The sequence below is a fragment of the Actibacterium sp. genome, assembly GCF_055134745.1.
In genome coordinates, this window is record NZ_JBSRVX010000031.1 from 57,487 (window position 1) to 72,931 (window position 15,445).

The 15,445-nt window shown below is 60.8% G+C and carries 15 protein-coding genes; 6 read left to right on the forward strand and 9 right to left on the reverse strand.

Going from position 1 to position 15,445, the window contains the following annotated elements:
* Positions 1 to 6: 6 nt before the first annotated feature.
* Positions 7 to 1,155 (reverse strand): tRNA 2-thiouridine(34) synthase MnmA, encoded by a 1,149-nt coding sequence (mnmA, locus tag ACTCHC_RS06940; protein ID WP_463021756.1) that lies wholly within the window; start codon positions 1,153 to 1,155, stop codon positions 7 to 9.
* 126 nt (positions 1,156 to 1,281) lie between these two features.
* Here mnmA and sciP point away from each other — a divergent pair, with 126 nt between their 5' ends.
* From sciP to ACTCHC_RS06965, 5 genes are all read left to right on the forward strand, one after another.
* A complete protein-coding gene (gene sciP, locus ACTCHC_RS06945) occupies positions 1,282 to 1,560 on the forward strand; it encodes a CtrA inhibitor SciP (protein ID WP_463021757.1) in 279 nt (92 codons plus the stop codon).
* Positions 1,561 to 1,656: 96 nt separating this feature from the next.
* Positions 1,657 to 2,370 carry a response regulator transcription factor CtrA gene (gene ctrA / locus ACTCHC_RS06950; protein ID WP_463021758.1) on the forward strand — a complete coding sequence of 238 codons (714 nt, stop codon included), beginning with the start codon at positions 1,657 to 1,659 and terminating at the stop codon, positions 2,368 to 2,370.
* A 118-nt stretch (positions 2,371 to 2,488) separates the two neighbouring features.
* On the forward strand, positions 2,489 to 4,603 hold the full coding sequence (ligA, locus tag ACTCHC_RS06955) for an NAD-dependent DNA ligase LigA (protein ID WP_463021759.1): 2,115 nt from the start codon (positions 2,489 to 2,491) through the stop codon (positions 4,601 to 4,603).
* Positions 4,600 to 6,690, forward strand: coding sequence for an ATP-dependent DNA helicase RecG (gene recG, locus ACTCHC_RS06960; protein WP_463021760.1), 2,091 nt, complete (start codon positions 4,600 to 4,602; stop codon positions 6,688 to 6,690). Before ligA ends, recG begins: the two co-directional genes overlap by 4 nt.
* 106 nt (positions 6,691 to 6,796) lie before the next feature.
* Positions 6,797 to 6,919, forward strand: coding sequence for a hypothetical protein (locus ACTCHC_RS06965; RefSeq protein WP_463021761.1), 123 nt, complete (start codon positions 6,797 to 6,799; stop codon positions 6,917 to 6,919).
* 131 nt (positions 6,920 to 7,050) lie between these two features.
* Here ACTCHC_RS06965 and ACTCHC_RS06970 read toward each other — a convergent pair whose 3' ends face one another.
* Positions 7,051 to 7,509: an iron-sulfur cluster assembly scaffold protein gene (locus tag ACTCHC_RS06970; protein WP_463021762.1), complete on the reverse strand. Its 459-nt coding sequence runs from the start codon at positions 7,507 to 7,509 to the stop codon at positions 7,051 to 7,053.
* A gap of 66 nt (positions 7,510 to 7,575) precedes the next feature.
* Here ACTCHC_RS06970 and hisI point away from each other — a divergent pair, with 66 nt between their 5' ends.
* On the forward strand, positions 7,576 to 7,932 hold the full coding sequence (gene hisI, locus ACTCHC_RS06975) for a phosphoribosyl-AMP cyclohydrolase (RefSeq protein WP_463021763.1): 357 nt from the start codon (positions 7,576 to 7,578) through the stop codon (positions 7,930 to 7,932).
* Positions 7,933 to 7,954: 22 nt separating this feature from the next.
* On the opposite strand, the gene gluQRS is transcribed toward hisI, so the two are convergent.
* From gluQRS to gyrA, 7 genes are all read right to left on the reverse strand, one after another.
* Positions 7,955 to 8,800 (reverse strand): tRNA glutamyl-Q(34) synthetase GluQRS, encoded by an 846-nt coding sequence (gluQRS, locus tag ACTCHC_RS06980; protein ID WP_463021764.1) that lies wholly within the window; start codon positions 8,798 to 8,800, stop codon positions 7,955 to 7,957.
* A complete protein-coding gene (gene trmFO, locus ACTCHC_RS06985; protein ID WP_463021765.1) occupies positions 8,797 to 10,134 on the reverse strand; it encodes a methylenetetrahydrofolate--tRNA-(uracil(54)-C(5))-methyltransferase (FADH(2)-oxidizing) TrmFO in 1,338 nt (445 codons plus the stop codon). The genes gluQRS and trmFO overlap by 4 nt, the downstream gene beginning before the upstream one ends.
* A gap of 64 nt (positions 10,135 to 10,198) precedes the next feature.
* Entirely contained in the window at positions 10,199 to 10,597 is a 399-nt protein-coding gene (locus tag ACTCHC_RS06990; RefSeq protein ID WP_463021766.1) for a DoxX family protein, read from the reverse strand.
* 115 nt (positions 10,598 to 10,712) lie between these two features.
* Positions 10,713 to 10,916, reverse strand: a complete 204-nt coding sequence (locus ACTCHC_RS06995; protein ID WP_463021767.1) for a hypothetical protein — start codon at positions 10,914 to 10,916, stop codon at positions 10,713 to 10,715.
* A gap of 220 nt (positions 10,917 to 11,136) precedes the next feature.
* Positions 11,137 to 11,535 carry a hypothetical protein gene (locus ACTCHC_RS07000; protein ID WP_463021768.1) on the reverse strand — a complete coding sequence of 133 codons (399 nt, stop codon included), beginning with the start codon at positions 11,533 to 11,535 and terminating at the stop codon, positions 11,137 to 11,139.
* A 122-nt stretch (positions 11,536 to 11,657) separates the two neighbouring features.
* A complete protein-coding gene (locus ACTCHC_RS07005) occupies positions 11,658 to 12,494 on the reverse strand; it encodes a LysR family transcriptional regulator (protein WP_463021769.1) in 837 nt (278 codons plus the stop codon).
* Positions 12,495 to 12,536: 42 nt separating this feature from the next.
* A complete protein-coding gene (gene gyrA, locus ACTCHC_RS07010) occupies positions 12,537 to 15,263 on the reverse strand; it encodes a DNA gyrase subunit A (protein ID WP_463021770.1) in 2,727 nt (908 codons plus the stop codon).
* Between the last annotated feature and the right edge of the window lie 182 nt (positions 15,264 to 15,445).

The window sequence follows — 15,445 nt, forward strand, 5'->3', positions numbered from 1 at the left end:
GTCCCCTCAGGCGCCGCGCCAGATCCAGCCACCACCCAGCACCCGGCTGCCACCGGTTTCATAAAACACGCAGGCCTGGCCGGGGCTGACGCCTTCCTCGGGTGTCAACAACTCGACCTCGGCGGTGGTAGGTGACAGCGGGCGCAGGATCGCCTCGCGCGGCGGGCGGGTCGATCGAACCTTGACCGAAATTTCCCAACAGTCGCGATCGGTGATTGCCTTATCGCCCAGCCAGTTGATCTCGCGGATCGGAACGATGCGGGTGGTCAGCATTTCCTTGGGGCCGACGATGACGCGCCGTGCATCGACATCCAGCCGCACCACATAAAGCGGGTCCGTCAGCCCGCCGATTCCCAACCCGCGCCGTTGCCCGATTGTGTAATGGATCACGCCGTCATGCTGGCCCAGAACGGTGCCCCGTGTATCGACGATCTCGCCCGGTTGGGCGGCGCCCGGGCGCAGTTTTTCAATAACGGCGGCGTAATTGCCATCGGGCACAAAGCAGATATCCTGGCTGTCGGGCTTGTCGGCCACCGGCAGGCCATATCGCGCCGCCAGCGCCCGGGTCTCGGCCTTGCTGACCAGATGACCCAGCGGAAAACGCAGAAAGTCCAGTTGTTCGGCCGTGGTCGAGAACAGGAAATAGGACTGATCGCGCGCGGGGTCCGCAGCCACATGCAGACGGGCCCCCGTCAGACCGCCCTTGCGTTGGATGTAATGGCCAGTGGCCATGCAATCGGCGTCCAGATCGCGGGCGGTGGCCAGCAGATCCTTGAATTTTACCCGCTCGTTACAACGAATACAGGGCACCGGCGTGGCCCCGGCCAGATAGCTTTCGGCGAATTCATTGATCACGGAATCGCGAAAGATATTTTCGTAATCCAGAACATAATGCGGAAAGCCCATGGTTTCGGCCACACGGCGTGCATCGTGAATGTCCAGCCCCGCACAACAAGCCCCCTTTTTGGCCAACGCCGCACCGTGATCATACAGTTGCAGCGTGACCCCGATCACGTCATAGCCTTCATCGGCCAGCATCGCCGCCACGACAGAGCTGTCCACCCCGCCCGACATCGCCACCACCACGCGCGTCTGCGCAGGCGGTTTTGCAAAACCGAGCGAGTTCAGCGGCGGCTGGGTTTCGTCAAGCGACATCAGATTCACCTTTGGGGAAAGTTCCCCGAAATATAGGAAAATGCCACATATACTCAACCCCTTCGTTTCATCCGTCGTTAAGCACGCCGGTCACAGGCTGCCCGCGCGAGATATGAAAGGGGTGCCATGTATATCAAACGGATCACGGGGCCGCGCGCCATCACCTTGCCTGACGGCACATCCATGACATTGGCGGACCTGCCGCCGCCCGACACCAAACGTTGGGTTGCCAGCCGCAAGGCCGCTGTGTTGCGGGCACTGGCCAGCGGGTTGATCACCCGCGCGCAGGCGCTGGAAACCTATGCCCTGTCGGATGAGGAACTGGATGGCTGGACCCGCGCGGTGTGCCAGCACGGGCCGCGCGCGCTGAAGGTCACGAAGTTACGTCGCTATAGACAACCCTGAATTGCATCGCTAGCATTTATTCATTGGTAACGGGTAATTAACCATTCTTATTCAATGCTTGGTTGAGTGATACGCATAGAAAGGGGCTTGTTTAATATGCGCGTTCTTTTGATTGAAGATGATCCCACTACCTCCAAAAGCATCGAGATGATGCTGACCCACGCCAATCTGAATGTCTATACCACCGACATGGGCGAAGAAGGGGTCGATCTGGCGAAACTATATGATTACGACCTGATCCTGCTGGACCTGCACCTGCCCGACATGACCGGGCACGAGGTGCTGCGCCGCATCCGCCTGGCGCGCGTCGATACGCCGATCCTGATTCTGTCTGGCGCGGATGATACGGACAGCAAATTGAAAGGTTTCGGTTTCGGCGCTGATGATTACCTGACCAAACCCTTTCACCGCGAAGAACTTGTGGCGCGCATCCACGCGATCATCCGCCGCTCGAAAGGCCATGCGCAATCGCTGATCAAGACCGGCCGCATCACTGTGAATCTTGATGCCAAAACTGTTTCGGCCGATGGCAAGCCGGTGCATCTGACCGGCAAGGAATATCAGATGCTGGAACTGCTCAGCCTGCGCAAGGGGACGACGCTGACCAAGGAAATGTTTCTCAACCATCTTTACGGCGGCATGGATGAACCCGAACTGAAGATCATCGACGTATTCATCTGCAAGCTGCGCAAGAAACTGGCACAGGCCACTGATGGCGAAAACAATATCGAAACCGTCTGGGGCCGTGGTTATGTACTGCGCGATCCGGAACCGGTGATGGAAACCGGGCGCATCGCCATCGGCGCCTGAACCGGGCCTGTTGCGCAATCTGCTGCCGGGGGCGCGTGTCCCTGGTCATGTGCAACCGACTGGACCTGAGGGCGGTGTCCTCCTATCAATTCCGCAGGACAGGCCGCAGGGGGCGGATATGGCGGATTTGAAACCCGTGGACAGATTGACCAAGGATGAGGCCCGCGCCGAACTGGCGCGGCTGGCGGCTGCCATAGGGGCGGCCGATATTGCCTATCACCGCCAGGATGCGCCCGAGATATCGGACGCCGAATATGATGCGTTGAAGATACGCAATCGGGCGATCGAGGCACGCTTTCCCGATCTCAAACGCCCCGACAGCCCCTCTGAATCGGTGGGAATCGCCCCGGCAGAAGGTTTCGGCAAGGTCGTCCATGCGGTGCGAATGCTGAGCCTGGAAAACGCGTTCGCGGCAGATGACATCACCGAATTCGACGCGCGTATCCGCAAATTCCTGGGGCTGGCTACGGATGCGCCGCTGGCCTATACCGCCGAACCCAAGATCGACGGTTTGTCACTGTCGTTGCGCTATGAACAGGGCAAACTGGTTCAGGCGGCCACACGTGGTGATGGCGAAACAGGTGAGAATGTCACCGCAAATGCCAGAACCATAAGCGATATTCCCCAAAACCTGACCGATGCGCCTGATCTGCTGGAGGTGCGGGGCGAGGTATATATGGCGCATCACGATTTCACCGCCCTCAATGCCCGCCAGGCGGCTATCGGGGCCAAGACCTTTGCCAATCCGCGTAACGCGGCTGCAGGATCCCTGCGCCAACTTGATGCACAAATCACCCGGACCCGACCCTTGCGATTCTTTGCCTATGCCTGGGGGGCGCTATCGGCCCCGCTTGCCGATACCCAGAAAGGCGCCATCGACCGGTTGGCGGCACTGGGGTTTTCGACCAACCCGCTGACGGTACTGTGCGACGGGCCGGATCAACTGCTGGCGCAATATCGCGCCATCGAGAGCCAGCGCGCCACGCTGGGCTATGACATCGACGGGGTGGTTTACAAGGTCAACGATCTGGGGCTGCAGGCGCGGCTGGGGTTCCGATCGACCACGCCCCGCTGGGCGATCGCGCATAAGTTCCCCGCCGAACTGGCCTGGACACGGCTGGAAAAGATCGAAATTCAGGTCGGGCGCACCGGTGCCCTGTCACCGGTGGCGCGTCTGCATCCGGTTACGGTGGGCGGGGTTGTGGTGTCGAATGCCACCCTGCATAACGAGGATTACATCGCCGGCCAGGATGCGCGCGGCCATCCGATCCGCGACGGCAAGGATATCCGCGAAGGTGACTGGGTGCAGGTGTACCGCGCCGGTGACGTGATTCCGAAAATCGCCGATGTTGACATCAGCAAGCGCCCGCAAGACACAGAAAAATATCTATTTCCCATCAAATGTCCCGAATGCGGGTCCGATGCGATCCGCGAAGAGGGCGACGCCGTGCGCCGCTGCAGCGGTGGTGTGATCTGCCCCGCGCAAGCGGTTGAAAAACTGAAGCATTTCGTAAATCGCCCCGCTTTCGATATCGAAGGCTTGGGGGCGAAACAGATCGAGGCATTTTACGCCGATGGCTGGATCCGCGAACCCGCCGATATCTTTACCCTGCGCGACCGTTTTGGCGCTGGCATTCAGCAGTTGAAAAACCGCGAAGGTTGGGGCGATAAATCGGCCGCAAACCTGTTCAACGCGATTGATGAACGCCGTTCCATTCCGCTGAACCGGCTGATCTTTGCCCTGGGCATTCGCCACGTCGGCGAGGCGGGCGCCAGCCTGCTGGCCAATCACTATGGCAGCTGGCCGGTTTTCGAGACCGCGATGACCACCGCCCGCATTAATGAGGGCCCCGAATGGGACGAACTGACCGGCATTGACGGGGTAGGCGATGTGATGGCCACGGCACTGGTCACAGCCTTTCACCAACCCGCCGAACGCGCCAGCATCGACCGTTTGCTGGTCCATCTTGACGTGCAGGAAATGGCCGCGCGCGGTGCCGTCGACAGCCCCGTGGCCGGCAAGACCGTGGTCTTCACCGGCACGCTGGAAAAGATGACACGCGCCGAGGCCAAGGCCCGGGCCGAGGCCCTGGGCGCCCGCGTGGCCGGGTCGGTTTCGGCGAAAACTGATCTGTTGGTGGCGGGGCCGGGGGCGGGCAGCAAGGCGAAAAAGGCCGCCGATCTGGGCGTGCAGGTGATCGACGAAGACGCCTGGCTGGCGCTGATCGGATGACCGGGCGGCCCGATATCTTGTTTCCGCTGTTCGCGGGGCTTGAGGCGCTGGACGGCGTCGGCCCGAAAACCGCCAAGACGCTGGGGCAAATGGGCATCGAAAAGCCGCGCGATCTGCTGTTTACCCTGCCGCATTCGGGCATCGACCGCACAAGGCGCGCCTCGATCCGCGATGTGGTGCCGGGCAGTGTGGCCACCGTGGAAATTGAGGTGGGCCGCCACCATCCCCCCGCCAGCCGCGGCCGCCCCTACCGGATCGACGCACAAGACGCGGCCACCAGCTTTCAGCTGGTCTTTTTCCATGCCCAAGGGGATTACCTGCAAAAACAGCTGCCCACTGGCCAGCGCCGCGTGGTGTCAGGCAAGGTCGAACTGTTCGACGGGGTGGCGCAGATGGTGCATCCCGACCACATGCTGCGCCCCGATCAGGCCGAGGCGATCCCGAAGTTCGAACCGGTCTATCCGCTGACGGCGGGTGTGACGCAAAAGCTGATGGCGCGGGCGGCACAGGCGGCGTTGGACCGTGCGCCGGATCTGGCCGAATGGATCGATCCGGCCCTGATGGTGCGTGAAACCTGGCCCACCTGGCGGGCCGCCATCCGCGCCGCCCATGCCCCGCAAAACGCCGCCGATCTGGCCGCCACCGCGCCCGCCCGCCAAAGGCTGGCCTATGATGAGCTGTTCGCCCATCAGTTGACGCTGGCGCTGGCGCGGCGCGATCAGCGGCGCGGGGCGGGCAAGCCGACCACCGGCAACGGGCGGCTGCGCCGCAAGGTGCTGGCGGCCTTGCCTTACCGGCCCACGGGTGCCCAAGCCCGCGCGATGGACGAAATCGCCGCCGACCTGGAAAAGCCCGTCCGGATGAACCGGTTGTTGCAGGGCGATGTTGGTGCCGGCAAGACGCTGGTGGCGTTCATGTCGCTGTTGGTGGCGGTCGAATCCGGCGGGCAGGGTGTGATGATGGCCCCCACCGAAATTCTGGCGCGTCAGCATCTGGCCGGGTTGCAGCCGCTGGCCGAACAGGCCGGTGTGGTGCTGGAAATTCTGACCGGGCGCGACAAGGGGGCCGAGAGGGCCGCGAAACTGGCCGCACTGGCGCGCGGCGATATTCACGTGCTGGTCGGCACCCATGCAGTTTTCCAGAAAGGGGTCGAGTTTCACGACCTGCGGCTGGCGATTATCGACGAACAGCATCGTTTTGGCGTGGCCCAGCGGATGGAACTGGCGGCCAAGGGGCAGGGCGCGCATGTGCTGGTGATGACGGCCACGCCAATTCCGCGCAGTCTGGCGCTGGCGCAATATGGCGATATGGATGTGTCGGTGCTGGATGAAAAACCGCCCGGTCGCCAGCCGGTGAAAACCGCGCTGGTGTCAACCGCCCGCATGGATGAGGTGGTGGAACACCTGCGCGGCGCGATTGCCGAAGGGCGGCAGGCCTATTGGGTGTGCCCGCTGGTCGAGGAGAGCGAACTGGTTGACATGACCGCGGCGCAAGAGCGGTTCAAACGCCTGCGCGCGGCCTTGGGCGAGGGGCGCGTGGGGCTGGTGCATGGCCAGATGCCCCCGGCCGAAAAGGATGCCGCGATGGCGCGTTTCAACGCGGGTGAAACGGCCGTGCTGGTCGCCACCACGGTGATCGAGGTGGGCGTCGATGTGCCCAACGCATCCATCATGGTGATTGAACAGGCCGAAAGTTTCGGCATGGCGCAACTGCATCAGCTGCGCGGTCGGGTGGGGCGCGGGGCTGCGGCCTCGACCTGTTTGCTGATGTATCAGCCGCCCTTGACGGAAAGCGGCCGCAAACGGCTGGAGGTTCTGCGCCAGACCGAAGACGGCTTTGCCATTGCCGAGGAAGATCTGGCCCTGCGCGGTGCAGGCGATGTGATCGGCACCGCCCAATCGGGCCTGCCCCGGTTCCGCATCGCCGATCTGGAACGTCAGGCGGCATTGATGGCGGTGGCGCAAAGCGACGCGCGCAAGCTGCTGCTGGACGATCCTGAACTGACCACCCCGCGCGGCCAGGCGGCACGGGTGTTGCTGTGGCTGATGGAACAGGACAGGGCCATCCGTTTGATTTCAGTGGGTTAGGCCGAATGTTCTTAATTGTTCGCTAATGTTCACTAAAAGTTCTTTACTTTGCGGCAGCGATATGAGAACAAAGTGGCAACAAGATCAATTGCCAAGGATACAAACCATGCTGAAGGATCTGAAATCCACGTTCGAGCGCAGCGCGCCCACATTGATGCAGGATTGCCTTGGCGCCGTGTCGCTGGTGATCATGCTGGTGGTCGGCCTGCATCTGCCCGGCCTGATCTGAACCCGTTTCTGCCTGCGGTCTGTTCCGGGTTTCGCATTCCCCGATGCGGTTGCCTGTCCCACCCGGTTTTCAGATACGCCCCTGCCGCCGCCTTCGTCCCCGAAGTGCGGCGGTTTTTTTATGGTGGCGGGTCAGGCTGAACTGGCGGATGTGGCGGTGGCCGCGTCAAAGGCGTCAAGCGTGGCCTCGAGCGACAGCAGGATCGAGGCGTGCCGGTTCTTGTAATCGCGCGCAGGGCCCAGAACCTGAAGCCCGTCAAAGGGGGCGTGGGGATCAGGCCCGCCCTGTTTCAACATCGCGGCCAGCTGGTCGCGCGCGGTTTGCACCTGATCGCGGGTGCAGCCGATTATATTTGCGCCCACCACGGCGGCTGCGGCCTGACCCAGGGCGCAGGCTTTGACATCCTGGGCAAAATCGCTGATCCGGCCATCCGCAATGATCAGATCAACCGTGACGGTCGATCCGCAAAGAGGTGCCCGCTTGCGTGCAGACCCATCGGGCGCGTCCAGATGTCCCAGATGCGGGATATCGGCGGCCAGGGCCAGGATACGCTGGGAATAAAGCTTGATCAGATCGGTCTCGGCGCTCATGTCTTTCCCTTTCGCGGTCTTTCCCCTAGATAGCCTCGCATCCGGCCTTTGCAAAGGAGTGCGCCCATGGCTTTTGACCCGGCCAGCCTGAAATACGATACCCAGGGCCTGATCCCCGCCATTGCCCAAAGCGAAAGCGGCGAGGTGCTGATGATGGCCTGGATGAATGCCGCCGCGGTGGCGCGCACGTTGGACACCGGGCGCGTGACCTATTGGTCACGGTCGCGTCAGGCGTTCTGGGTGAAGGGCGAAACCAGCGGCCATGTGCAACGGTTGGTGGATCTCCGGGTGGATTGTGATCGTGACTGTCTGTTGCTGGTCGTCGATCAGACCGGCCCGGCCTGCCACACCAACCGGCGCAGTTGTTTTTATACCGCAGTGCGTAACGGACAAGAGGTTGAATTGCTGCGCCCGGAAGAATGAGTATTTGTGCCAAGAAGATGGATCATAGCCCGATCATCCGGCGAATGTCGGCAGGGCTGGCGCCATCAGTGCGGTATCGGGCAATGGCGCGGGCATCGTCGCGCTTGGCCAGCCGTTTGCCCTGATCGTCGCGGATCAGGTGGTGATGGTGATAGCGTGGCGTCGGAAGTTTCAGTAAAAACTGAAGAAGAACCTGCAAGGCTGTGATTTCAAACAGATCACTGCCACGAACGATCTCGGTGATCTGCTGGGCCTCATCGTCAACGACCACTGCCAGACTGTAAGAGACCGCGCCCATGTCACGGCGCGCCAGAACCGTATCGCCGATCTGCTGGGTCAGGTGATCGGCGTTCAGCGGATGATAACCGGCGTGATCGGGGCCGCTGTCATGAAAGCCCAGGCGGCTGACATCGCCCAGGCAGTCAATGGCACGGGCCATGTTCAGGCGCAGCGCATCGCCGGGCAGGCGGCTGGCCATGGCGCGCGTGCGGCAGGTGCCGGGATAGGCCGGGCTGGCCGGCGCGCCTTCTTGGGGGGCGGTTTGGGCGGCACGGATATCGCCCCGGCTGCACGAGCAGGGATAGACCAGCCCGGCATCCGTCAGCCGATCGAGCGCGTGCTGATAGCCGGGCAGATGCTCTGACTGGCGGCGCACAGGCTGTTCCCAATGCAGGCCCAGCCAGTTCAGATCGTCATAGATCTGGGTTTCCCAGTGGGGGTGACAACGGTCAGCGTCGATATCGTCGATCCGCAGCAGAAAGGCACCCTCCTGTTCCTGTGCGCGTTGAAAGGCCAGCAATGCTGAATAGGCATGGCCCAGATGCAGCGGCCCGGTGGGCGAGGGTGCGAACCGGGTGCGGTATGTCACAGCGTCAGCCAGACCGACCACGCGGATTTGGCGCGATCTGTATAGGCCTGATACCGGTCCTTGCGGCCGCGACGCCCGGCTTTGAGGCCCTCGACCGGGGGAAACAGGCCGAAATTCACGTTCATCGGCTGAAAGGTTTTTGCATCGGCGCCGCCGGTGATGTGGGTGACCAGCGCGCCGGTGGCGGTTTCGGGGGGCGGCGGGGGCAGGGTGCGGCCCTGCAATTCGGCTACGGCCAGACGGGCCGCCAGCAGACCCATCGCGGCGGATTCGACATAGCCTTCCACCCCGGTGATCTGCCCGGCAAAGCGGATATGGGGCCGCGATTTCAGGCGCAGCTGATTGTCCAGCAAGGTGGGTGAGTTCAGGAACGTGTTGCGGTGGATGCCGCCCAGCCGGGCGAAGCGGGCATTTTCCAGACCTGGAATCATACGAAAAACAGCGGCTTGCGCGCCGTGTTTCATCTTTGTCTGGAAACCCACGATATTATAGAGCGTCCCAAGTGCATTGTCGCGGCGCAACTGCACCACCGCATGGGCCTTGATATCGGGCTGATGCGGATTGGTCAGGCCGACCGGTTTCATCGGCCCATGGCGCAGGGTTTCGCGGCCACGTTCTGCCATGACCTCGATCGGCAGGCAGCCGTCGAAATAGCCCGCGGTTTCGCCCTCGTGAAATTCGGTCTTCTCGGCGGTCAGCAGCGCGTCGATGAAGGCGTCATAGGTGGCGCGGTCCATCGGGCAGTTGAGATAGGCGGTGCGCTGTTCCTCGGTCTCGCCCTTGTCATAGCGCGACTGGAACCAGACCTGGCTGAGATCAATGCTGTCGAAATGGACGATGGGCGCGATGGCGTCGAAAAAGGCCAACGCATCGGCCCCGGTTTCGGCCTGGATCGCGCGCCCCAGCGCATCCGATGTCAGCGGTCCGGTGGCGATGATCCAGTTGCCGCTATCCGGCAGGGCGGTGATTTCGCCCGGCTGAACGGTGATCAGGGGATGCGCGCGCAGCCTGTCTGTCACCGATTGCGCGAACTTATCGCGATCCACCGCCAGTGCCCCGCCGGCGGGCAGGGCATTGGCATCGGCCATTTCCATGATCAGCCCGCCTGCGGCGCGCATTTCCCAATGCAGCAGGCCGACGGCGTTCTGTTCGCTGTCATCCGAGCGGAAGGAATTGGAGCAGACCATTTCGGCCAGATTGCCGGTCTGATGGGCAAAGGTACCGACCTGCGGCCGCATTTCGTGCAAGATGACGGGGATACCGGCCTGCGCGGCCTGCCAGGCGGCTTCGGATCCGGCCATGCCGCCGCCGATGATATTGAGCGCTTTGTTCATGCCGCCGATGTAAGTCAGATCGCGGGCAAGGGGAAGGGGCGGCCAATTGGCCACCCCCAAAGCGTCAAGCGGTTGCCTTGGCCGACAGCCAGCGTTCCACCGACAATGCGCCGGCACCATGAACGACCAACAGCAGCAGACCGCCGGTTATGGACAGGTTTTTCATGAACATGATCATCTGCATCTGATCCGCCGGAACGTAATGAAACAGAAAACCGGCGATCAGCGTGAAGCCGGCCAGCAGAAAGGCGGCGATACGGGTCTGATAGCCGACCAGAATCGCGATTCCGCCCAGAACTTCGACCGCGATCGTCGGCCAGATCAGGATACCGGGCACATTCATGGCCTGCATATAGCCCATGGTGCCGTCGATGCTGCCCAGTTTCTGAAGGCCCGACAAAATGAAGATGGCGGCCAGCAAGAGGCGCGCCAGAAGGTCGGCATAAGGTTTGAGATCGGTCATTATTGAATTCCCTGTTGCACCCGTCCGGGCAATGGGAATTCAATAACGTTGTGTTACGACGCAGAGAATTCGGGATTCTCTCACATCAACTGCGCGTTAGTGCACAGCCTGGTGATCAATAATCGACCGCCATCCCGATGTCGCAAAGATAGGCCTTTTCATGCGGCGCGAATTTAGAGCGCTGCGCGGCCTTGGCGGTTGTATTGGTCTTGGCGCGGGGGGCAAAGAATTCGGCCATGGTGGCAAACAGGCTGCCCAGTGCGATGGCATTGCCCGAGGGTTCGTTGATCAGCTTGGCGTCAAAATCGGTCTGGGTCATTTAAGCCTCCATCTGCTGTGTCGGATCGGACGTTTGGTCCGGTCTGCGATGCTGTCCCGTGAACTCATCCTAGGCGTGCAGTAAGTCCGCTTTTCGTTAGCTTTGTGTTAATTCTGTGTCCGCAGATATCAGAATTTTTTGTCATTTATCGCCGGACACAAAAAAGTCGGGGCGACCCCGAAGGACCGCCCCGAACAAGCCTGAGAGTGGGGCTTGGTAGTTACAGAATATCTTTCCAGCCGTGCCGGTACATGCTCCAACGCCCGCCGCCAAACAGAACCAGCGGCATCGCAAGGGCATAAACGGTCAGCAGAATGATCGAAGGCAGAATATCCACGAACAGCGAGTCTGTCTGCACATAAGCAAAGGCCGTGAACAGAACCCCGCCCAGAAGGGCCACAACGCGGGTGCGGATACCGAACATCAGCCAGATGCCGATGACGAATAGCAACATGTTTACCCCGATCGCACTGAAATTCATCAAGGTCGTATAGGCATCAAAGCCAGAGGCTTTGACCTCCATCAAGGGTGTCACCAAGGCATCCATGGATTGCTGTATCAATAAAAACGACAGCCCCAGTCGAAAGGGCACCTGCAAGGATGGGAACCGTGTCTGCATCATACTGCCTCGAAGTCTTGTTTTTTTGTTATCATTACAACTATAGCGAGATTGACAATCTCCTTTGCCGCGAATGCCTTTTTGCAAATTCGCAAACATTTGTTATTAAATGATAATTTTAATTAATTTTGTCTTAATTGACGAGTTGCGTCGATGATCCAGTCGCTGACAAGCTTGATGATCGGGTCTATGCGTCGCGTCTGGTGATACAGCATCCACAATTCGACCGCATAAGACTGGTCCGGATCGCCCACAGGCTGCAACATCGGATCGCATTGGGCCAGTGGCGCGGGCAGTATGCCCGGCAGTCTTGTGGCCTGGATCACCGCAATTGCCTGATCGAAATTGGCGGTCCGTATGATGGGCTCGCGTCCAAACAGGCGCAGACCCATCTGATTGCCAAGCAAATTATCGAAATCACGCGCAATACCGACCCATTCATCATCGCCTGTCAGAGGGGCATAGCCATAGGCGCGCAAATTCATTGTGCCGACACGGCGATGCACAATGCGCCCGGTTTCGGGCCGGGTGGTCTGGATGACAATATCGTAATCCCCAAGGCCTTCGCCGCCATAGCGTTCAAAAAACTCAAGCTGCACGTTTTCCAGCATGGCCGCTGCATTTTGCAGAGAGGGGAACAGAATCTGAGAGCATAAAACGGGGGGCGCGCCGATACGCACCGGCAAGCGTTCGCTTGGGCTGAGAACCGAGACACTGTTCAGCTCGCTGCTCAGTTCGGAATCGAACATGTCAAGCATTTCCAGCAGGCTTAGCACCTTGGGGTGTGCGCTCCAGCCTGAGGACGACTTGAGGAATGGCGGAAAGCCAAGCTGCTCGGTAAGTTTTTCGATGCGCCGTGAAACCGTGGCAACATTTGTTCCCATCACGGACGCCGCAGCCGACATCGTCCCGCTTTTATGTACCGCGAGCAAGAATCGCAGGTCGTCCCAGTTGTTCATCGTGTTCTCGTATTGCCGCGCTTTGCCTAACGCGGCAACGCGTCATTCGGTTCCGTTGTCGACGCCCTGATCTGCGATCCAGGCCACCGATACCACCTCTTCACCCTTAGAGGTATCGAACACACGCACTCCGCCTGCCGATCGCGAGCGGAAGGAGATATCTTGAACCGGGCAGCGAATGGCCTGGCCCGTGCTTGTCACAAGCATGATCTGATCGTCGATCTCGACCGGGAAGCTGGCGACCAGCCTGCCGCCGCGCATGGCCTTGTCCATGGCCTGAACCCCCTGGCCGCCGCGTCCGCGCACCGGATAGTCATGGCTGGACGACAGTTTGCCCGCGCCGCCAGCGGTGATGGTCAGGATCAGATCCTCGGCCGCCGACATCTCGACATAGCGGTCCTGGCTGAACTCGCCGGCGGCTACTGTGTCTTCGTCTTCGTTTTCGGCGTCATCGGCCAAGCCGGCCACGGCGCGGCGCATCTTCAGATAGGCGGCGCGGTCTTCAGGCGTCGCCTCGAAATGCCGGATCACCGCCATCGACACGACATGATCGCCTTTGGCCAGCCGGATACCGCGCACGCCGGTGGAATCGCGGCCCTTGAACACGCGCACCTCGGTCGTGGGGAAGCGGATCGCCCGGCCAAGCGAGGTGACCAGCATCACGTCCTCGTCCTCGGTGCAGATGCGGGCATTCACCAGGCTGACACCATCGGGCAGCTTCATCGCGATCTTGCCGTTGGATTTGACATTGGTGAAATCTGACAACTGGTTGCGCCGCACATCGCCATCAGAGGTGGCAAACACGATCTGCAGATCGTCCCATTCTTCTTCGGGCCGGTCCACCGGCATCACTGCGGCCACCGACATGCCCACCGGGATCGGCAGGATATTGACGATGGCCTTGCCCTTGGCGGTGCGTCCGCCTTGTGGCAGGCGCCAGGTCTTCAGTTTATAGACCATGCCTTCGGTGGTGAAGAACAGCAATTGGGTATGGGTATTGGCCACGAACAGGGTGGTGACCACGTCTTCGTCCTTGGTGGCCATGCCCGACAGGCCCTTGCCACCCCGGCGCTGCGCGCGGAATTCAGCCAGCGGCGTGCGTTTGATATAGCCGGTCTGGGTGACGGTCACGACCATGTCTTCGCGTTCGATCAGGTCTTCGTCTTCCATGTCGCCCGACCAGTCGACGATCTCGGTGCGGCGGGGCACGGCGAAGGCGGCCTTTACCTCGCGCAGCTCATCCGAAATGATCGCCATGATCCGGTCGCGCGATCGCAGGATATCCAGATATTCGCGGATCTTGCCGGCCAGTTCCTGCAACTCGTCAGTGACTTCTTTCACGCCCATCGCAGTCAGGCGTTGCAGGCGCAGGTCCAGAATGGCGCGGGCCTGAATTTCCGACAGGTTATAGGTGCCATCATCGTTCATCGTGTGGCTGGGATCGTCGATCAGCTGAATATATTCGGCGATGTCATGGGCGGGCCAGCGGCGCGTCATCAGCTTTTCGCGCGCCTCGGCCGGATCGGCCGAAGACCGGATGGTCGCCACGACCTCGTCCACATTGCTGACGGCCACGGCGAGACCGCACAGGATATGGCTGCGTTCACGTGCCTTGCGCAATTCAAACGCGGTGCGGCGGGCAACAACTTCTTCGCGGAAGTCGATGAAATATTTGATGAAATCACGCAGCAACAACTGTTCCGGCCGCCCGCCGTTCAGCGCCAGCATGTTGCAGCCGAACGAGGTTTGCATCGGGGTAAAGCGGAACAGCTGGTTCAGCACCACCTCGGCGGTGGCATCGCGTTTCAGCTCGATCACCACGCGCACGCCGATCCGGTCGGATTCGTCCTGAACGTGGGAAATGCCTTCCAGCTTCTTGTCGCGCACAAGTTCGGCGATCTTTTCGATCATGCTGGCCTTGTTCACCTGATAGGGAATCTCGTCCAGAATGATGGCATAGCGATCTTTCCTGACTTCCTCGATCCGGGTTTTCGCCCGGATGATGACCGAGCCGCGCCCTTCAAGATAGGCCTTGCGCGCCCCCGATCGGCCCAGAATGATGCCGCCCGTGGGAAAATCCGGGGCAGGGATATAGGTGATCAGGTCTTCGCTGCTCAGGTCGGGGTTTTCGATCAGCGCCAGCGTGGCGTCGATCACCTCGCCCAGGTTATGCGGCGGGATGCGGGTGGCCATGCCCACCGCGATGCCTTCGGCACCGTTGACCAGCATATTGGGATAGCGCGCGGGCAGGACCGTCGGTTCGCGGTCCTTGCCATCGTAATTGTCCTGAAAATCGACGGTATCCTTGTCGATATCGGCCAGCAGGAATGCCGCGGGCTTGTCCATCCGCACTTCGGTATAGCGCATCGCGGCGGCGTTATCGCCGTCCATCGACCCGAAATTGCCCTGACCGTCCAACAGCGGCAAAGACATCGAAAACGGCTGTGCCATCCGCACCAGCGCGTCATAGATCGCGGAATCCCCATGCGGGTGGTATTTGCCCATCGTATCGCCCACGGGACGGGCGGATTTACGATAGGGTTTGTCATGGGTATTGTTGGTTTCGTGCATCGCAAACAGGATGCGCCGGTGCACCGGTTTCAACCCGTCGCGCAGGTCGGGAATGGCGCGGGATACGATCACACTCATCGCGTAATCAAGATAGGAGGTTTTCATCTCCTGCTCAATACTGATCGACGGGCCGCCATAGGCAGGCCGCTGCGGCGCGTTTTCGTCTTCGTTTTCGGGGATTTCCGGCGTGTCGGTCACGTAAGCTCCCGCCCATTCTGCGTCAGGCTATATATTGTTGCGCCGACTATATCTTAACCGCGATCTTGTGCGCAATGGGCAGGGGGCAGGAAAACGGCCCCAACCCGCATGCAATCGGGAAACAAGGATGAATTCGGCTGCGGCGATCAAAGAAATGTGGCGATAATGCGGCCACGGCGCGC

Excerpts from the sequence above, each read along its gene's own strand:
- ACTCHC_RS06990 (WP_463021766.1), bottom strand. The coding sequence starts at position 10,597 with ATGACCGATCTCAAACCTTATGCCGACCTTCTGGCGCGCCTCTTGCTG.
- trmFO (WP_463021765.1), bottom strand. The coding sequence starts at position 10,134 with ATGAACAAAGCGCTCAATATCATCGGCGGCGGCATGGCCGGATCCGAA.
- ACTCHC_RS07005 (WP_463021769.1), bottom strand. The coding sequence starts at position 12,494 with ATGAACAACTGGGACGACCTGCGATTCTTGCTCGCGGTACATAAAAGC.
- ACTCHC_RS06970 (WP_463021762.1), bottom strand. The coding sequence starts at position 7,509 with ATGAGCGCCGAGACCGATCTGATCAAGCTTTATTCCCAGCGTATCCTG.
- ligA (WP_463021759.1), top strand. The coding sequence starts at position 2,489 with ATGGCGGATTTGAAACCCGTGGACAGATTGACCAAGGATGAGGCCCGC.
- hisI (WP_463021763.1), top strand. The coding sequence starts at position 7,576 with ATGGCTTTTGACCCGGCCAGCCTGAAATACGATACCCAGGGCCTGATC.
- recG (WP_463021760.1), top strand. The coding sequence starts at position 4,600 with ATGACCGGGCGGCCCGATATCTTGTTTCCGCTGTTCGCGGGGCTTGAG.
- ACTCHC_RS07000 (WP_463021768.1), bottom strand. The coding sequence starts at position 11,535 with ATGCAGACACGGTTCCCATCCTTGCAGGTGCCCTTTCGACTGGGGCTG.
- ACTCHC_RS06995 (WP_463021767.1), bottom strand. The coding sequence starts at position 10,916 with ATGACCCAGACCGATTTTGACGCCAAGCTGATCAACGAACCCTCGGGC.
- mnmA (WP_463021756.1), bottom strand. The coding sequence starts at position 1,155 with ATGTCGCTTGACGAAACCCAGCCGCCGCTGAACTCGCTCGGTTTTGCA.
- sciP (WP_463021757.1), top strand. The coding sequence starts at position 1,282 with ATGTATATCAAACGGATCACGGGGCCGCGCGCCATCACCTTGCCTGAC.
- ACTCHC_RS06965 (WP_463021761.1), top strand. The coding sequence starts at position 6,797 with ATGCTGAAGGATCTGAAATCCACGTTCGAGCGCAGCGCGCCCACATTG.
- ctrA (WP_463021758.1), top strand. The coding sequence starts at position 1,657 with ATGCGCGTTCTTTTGATTGAAGATGATCCCACTACCTCCAAAAGCATC.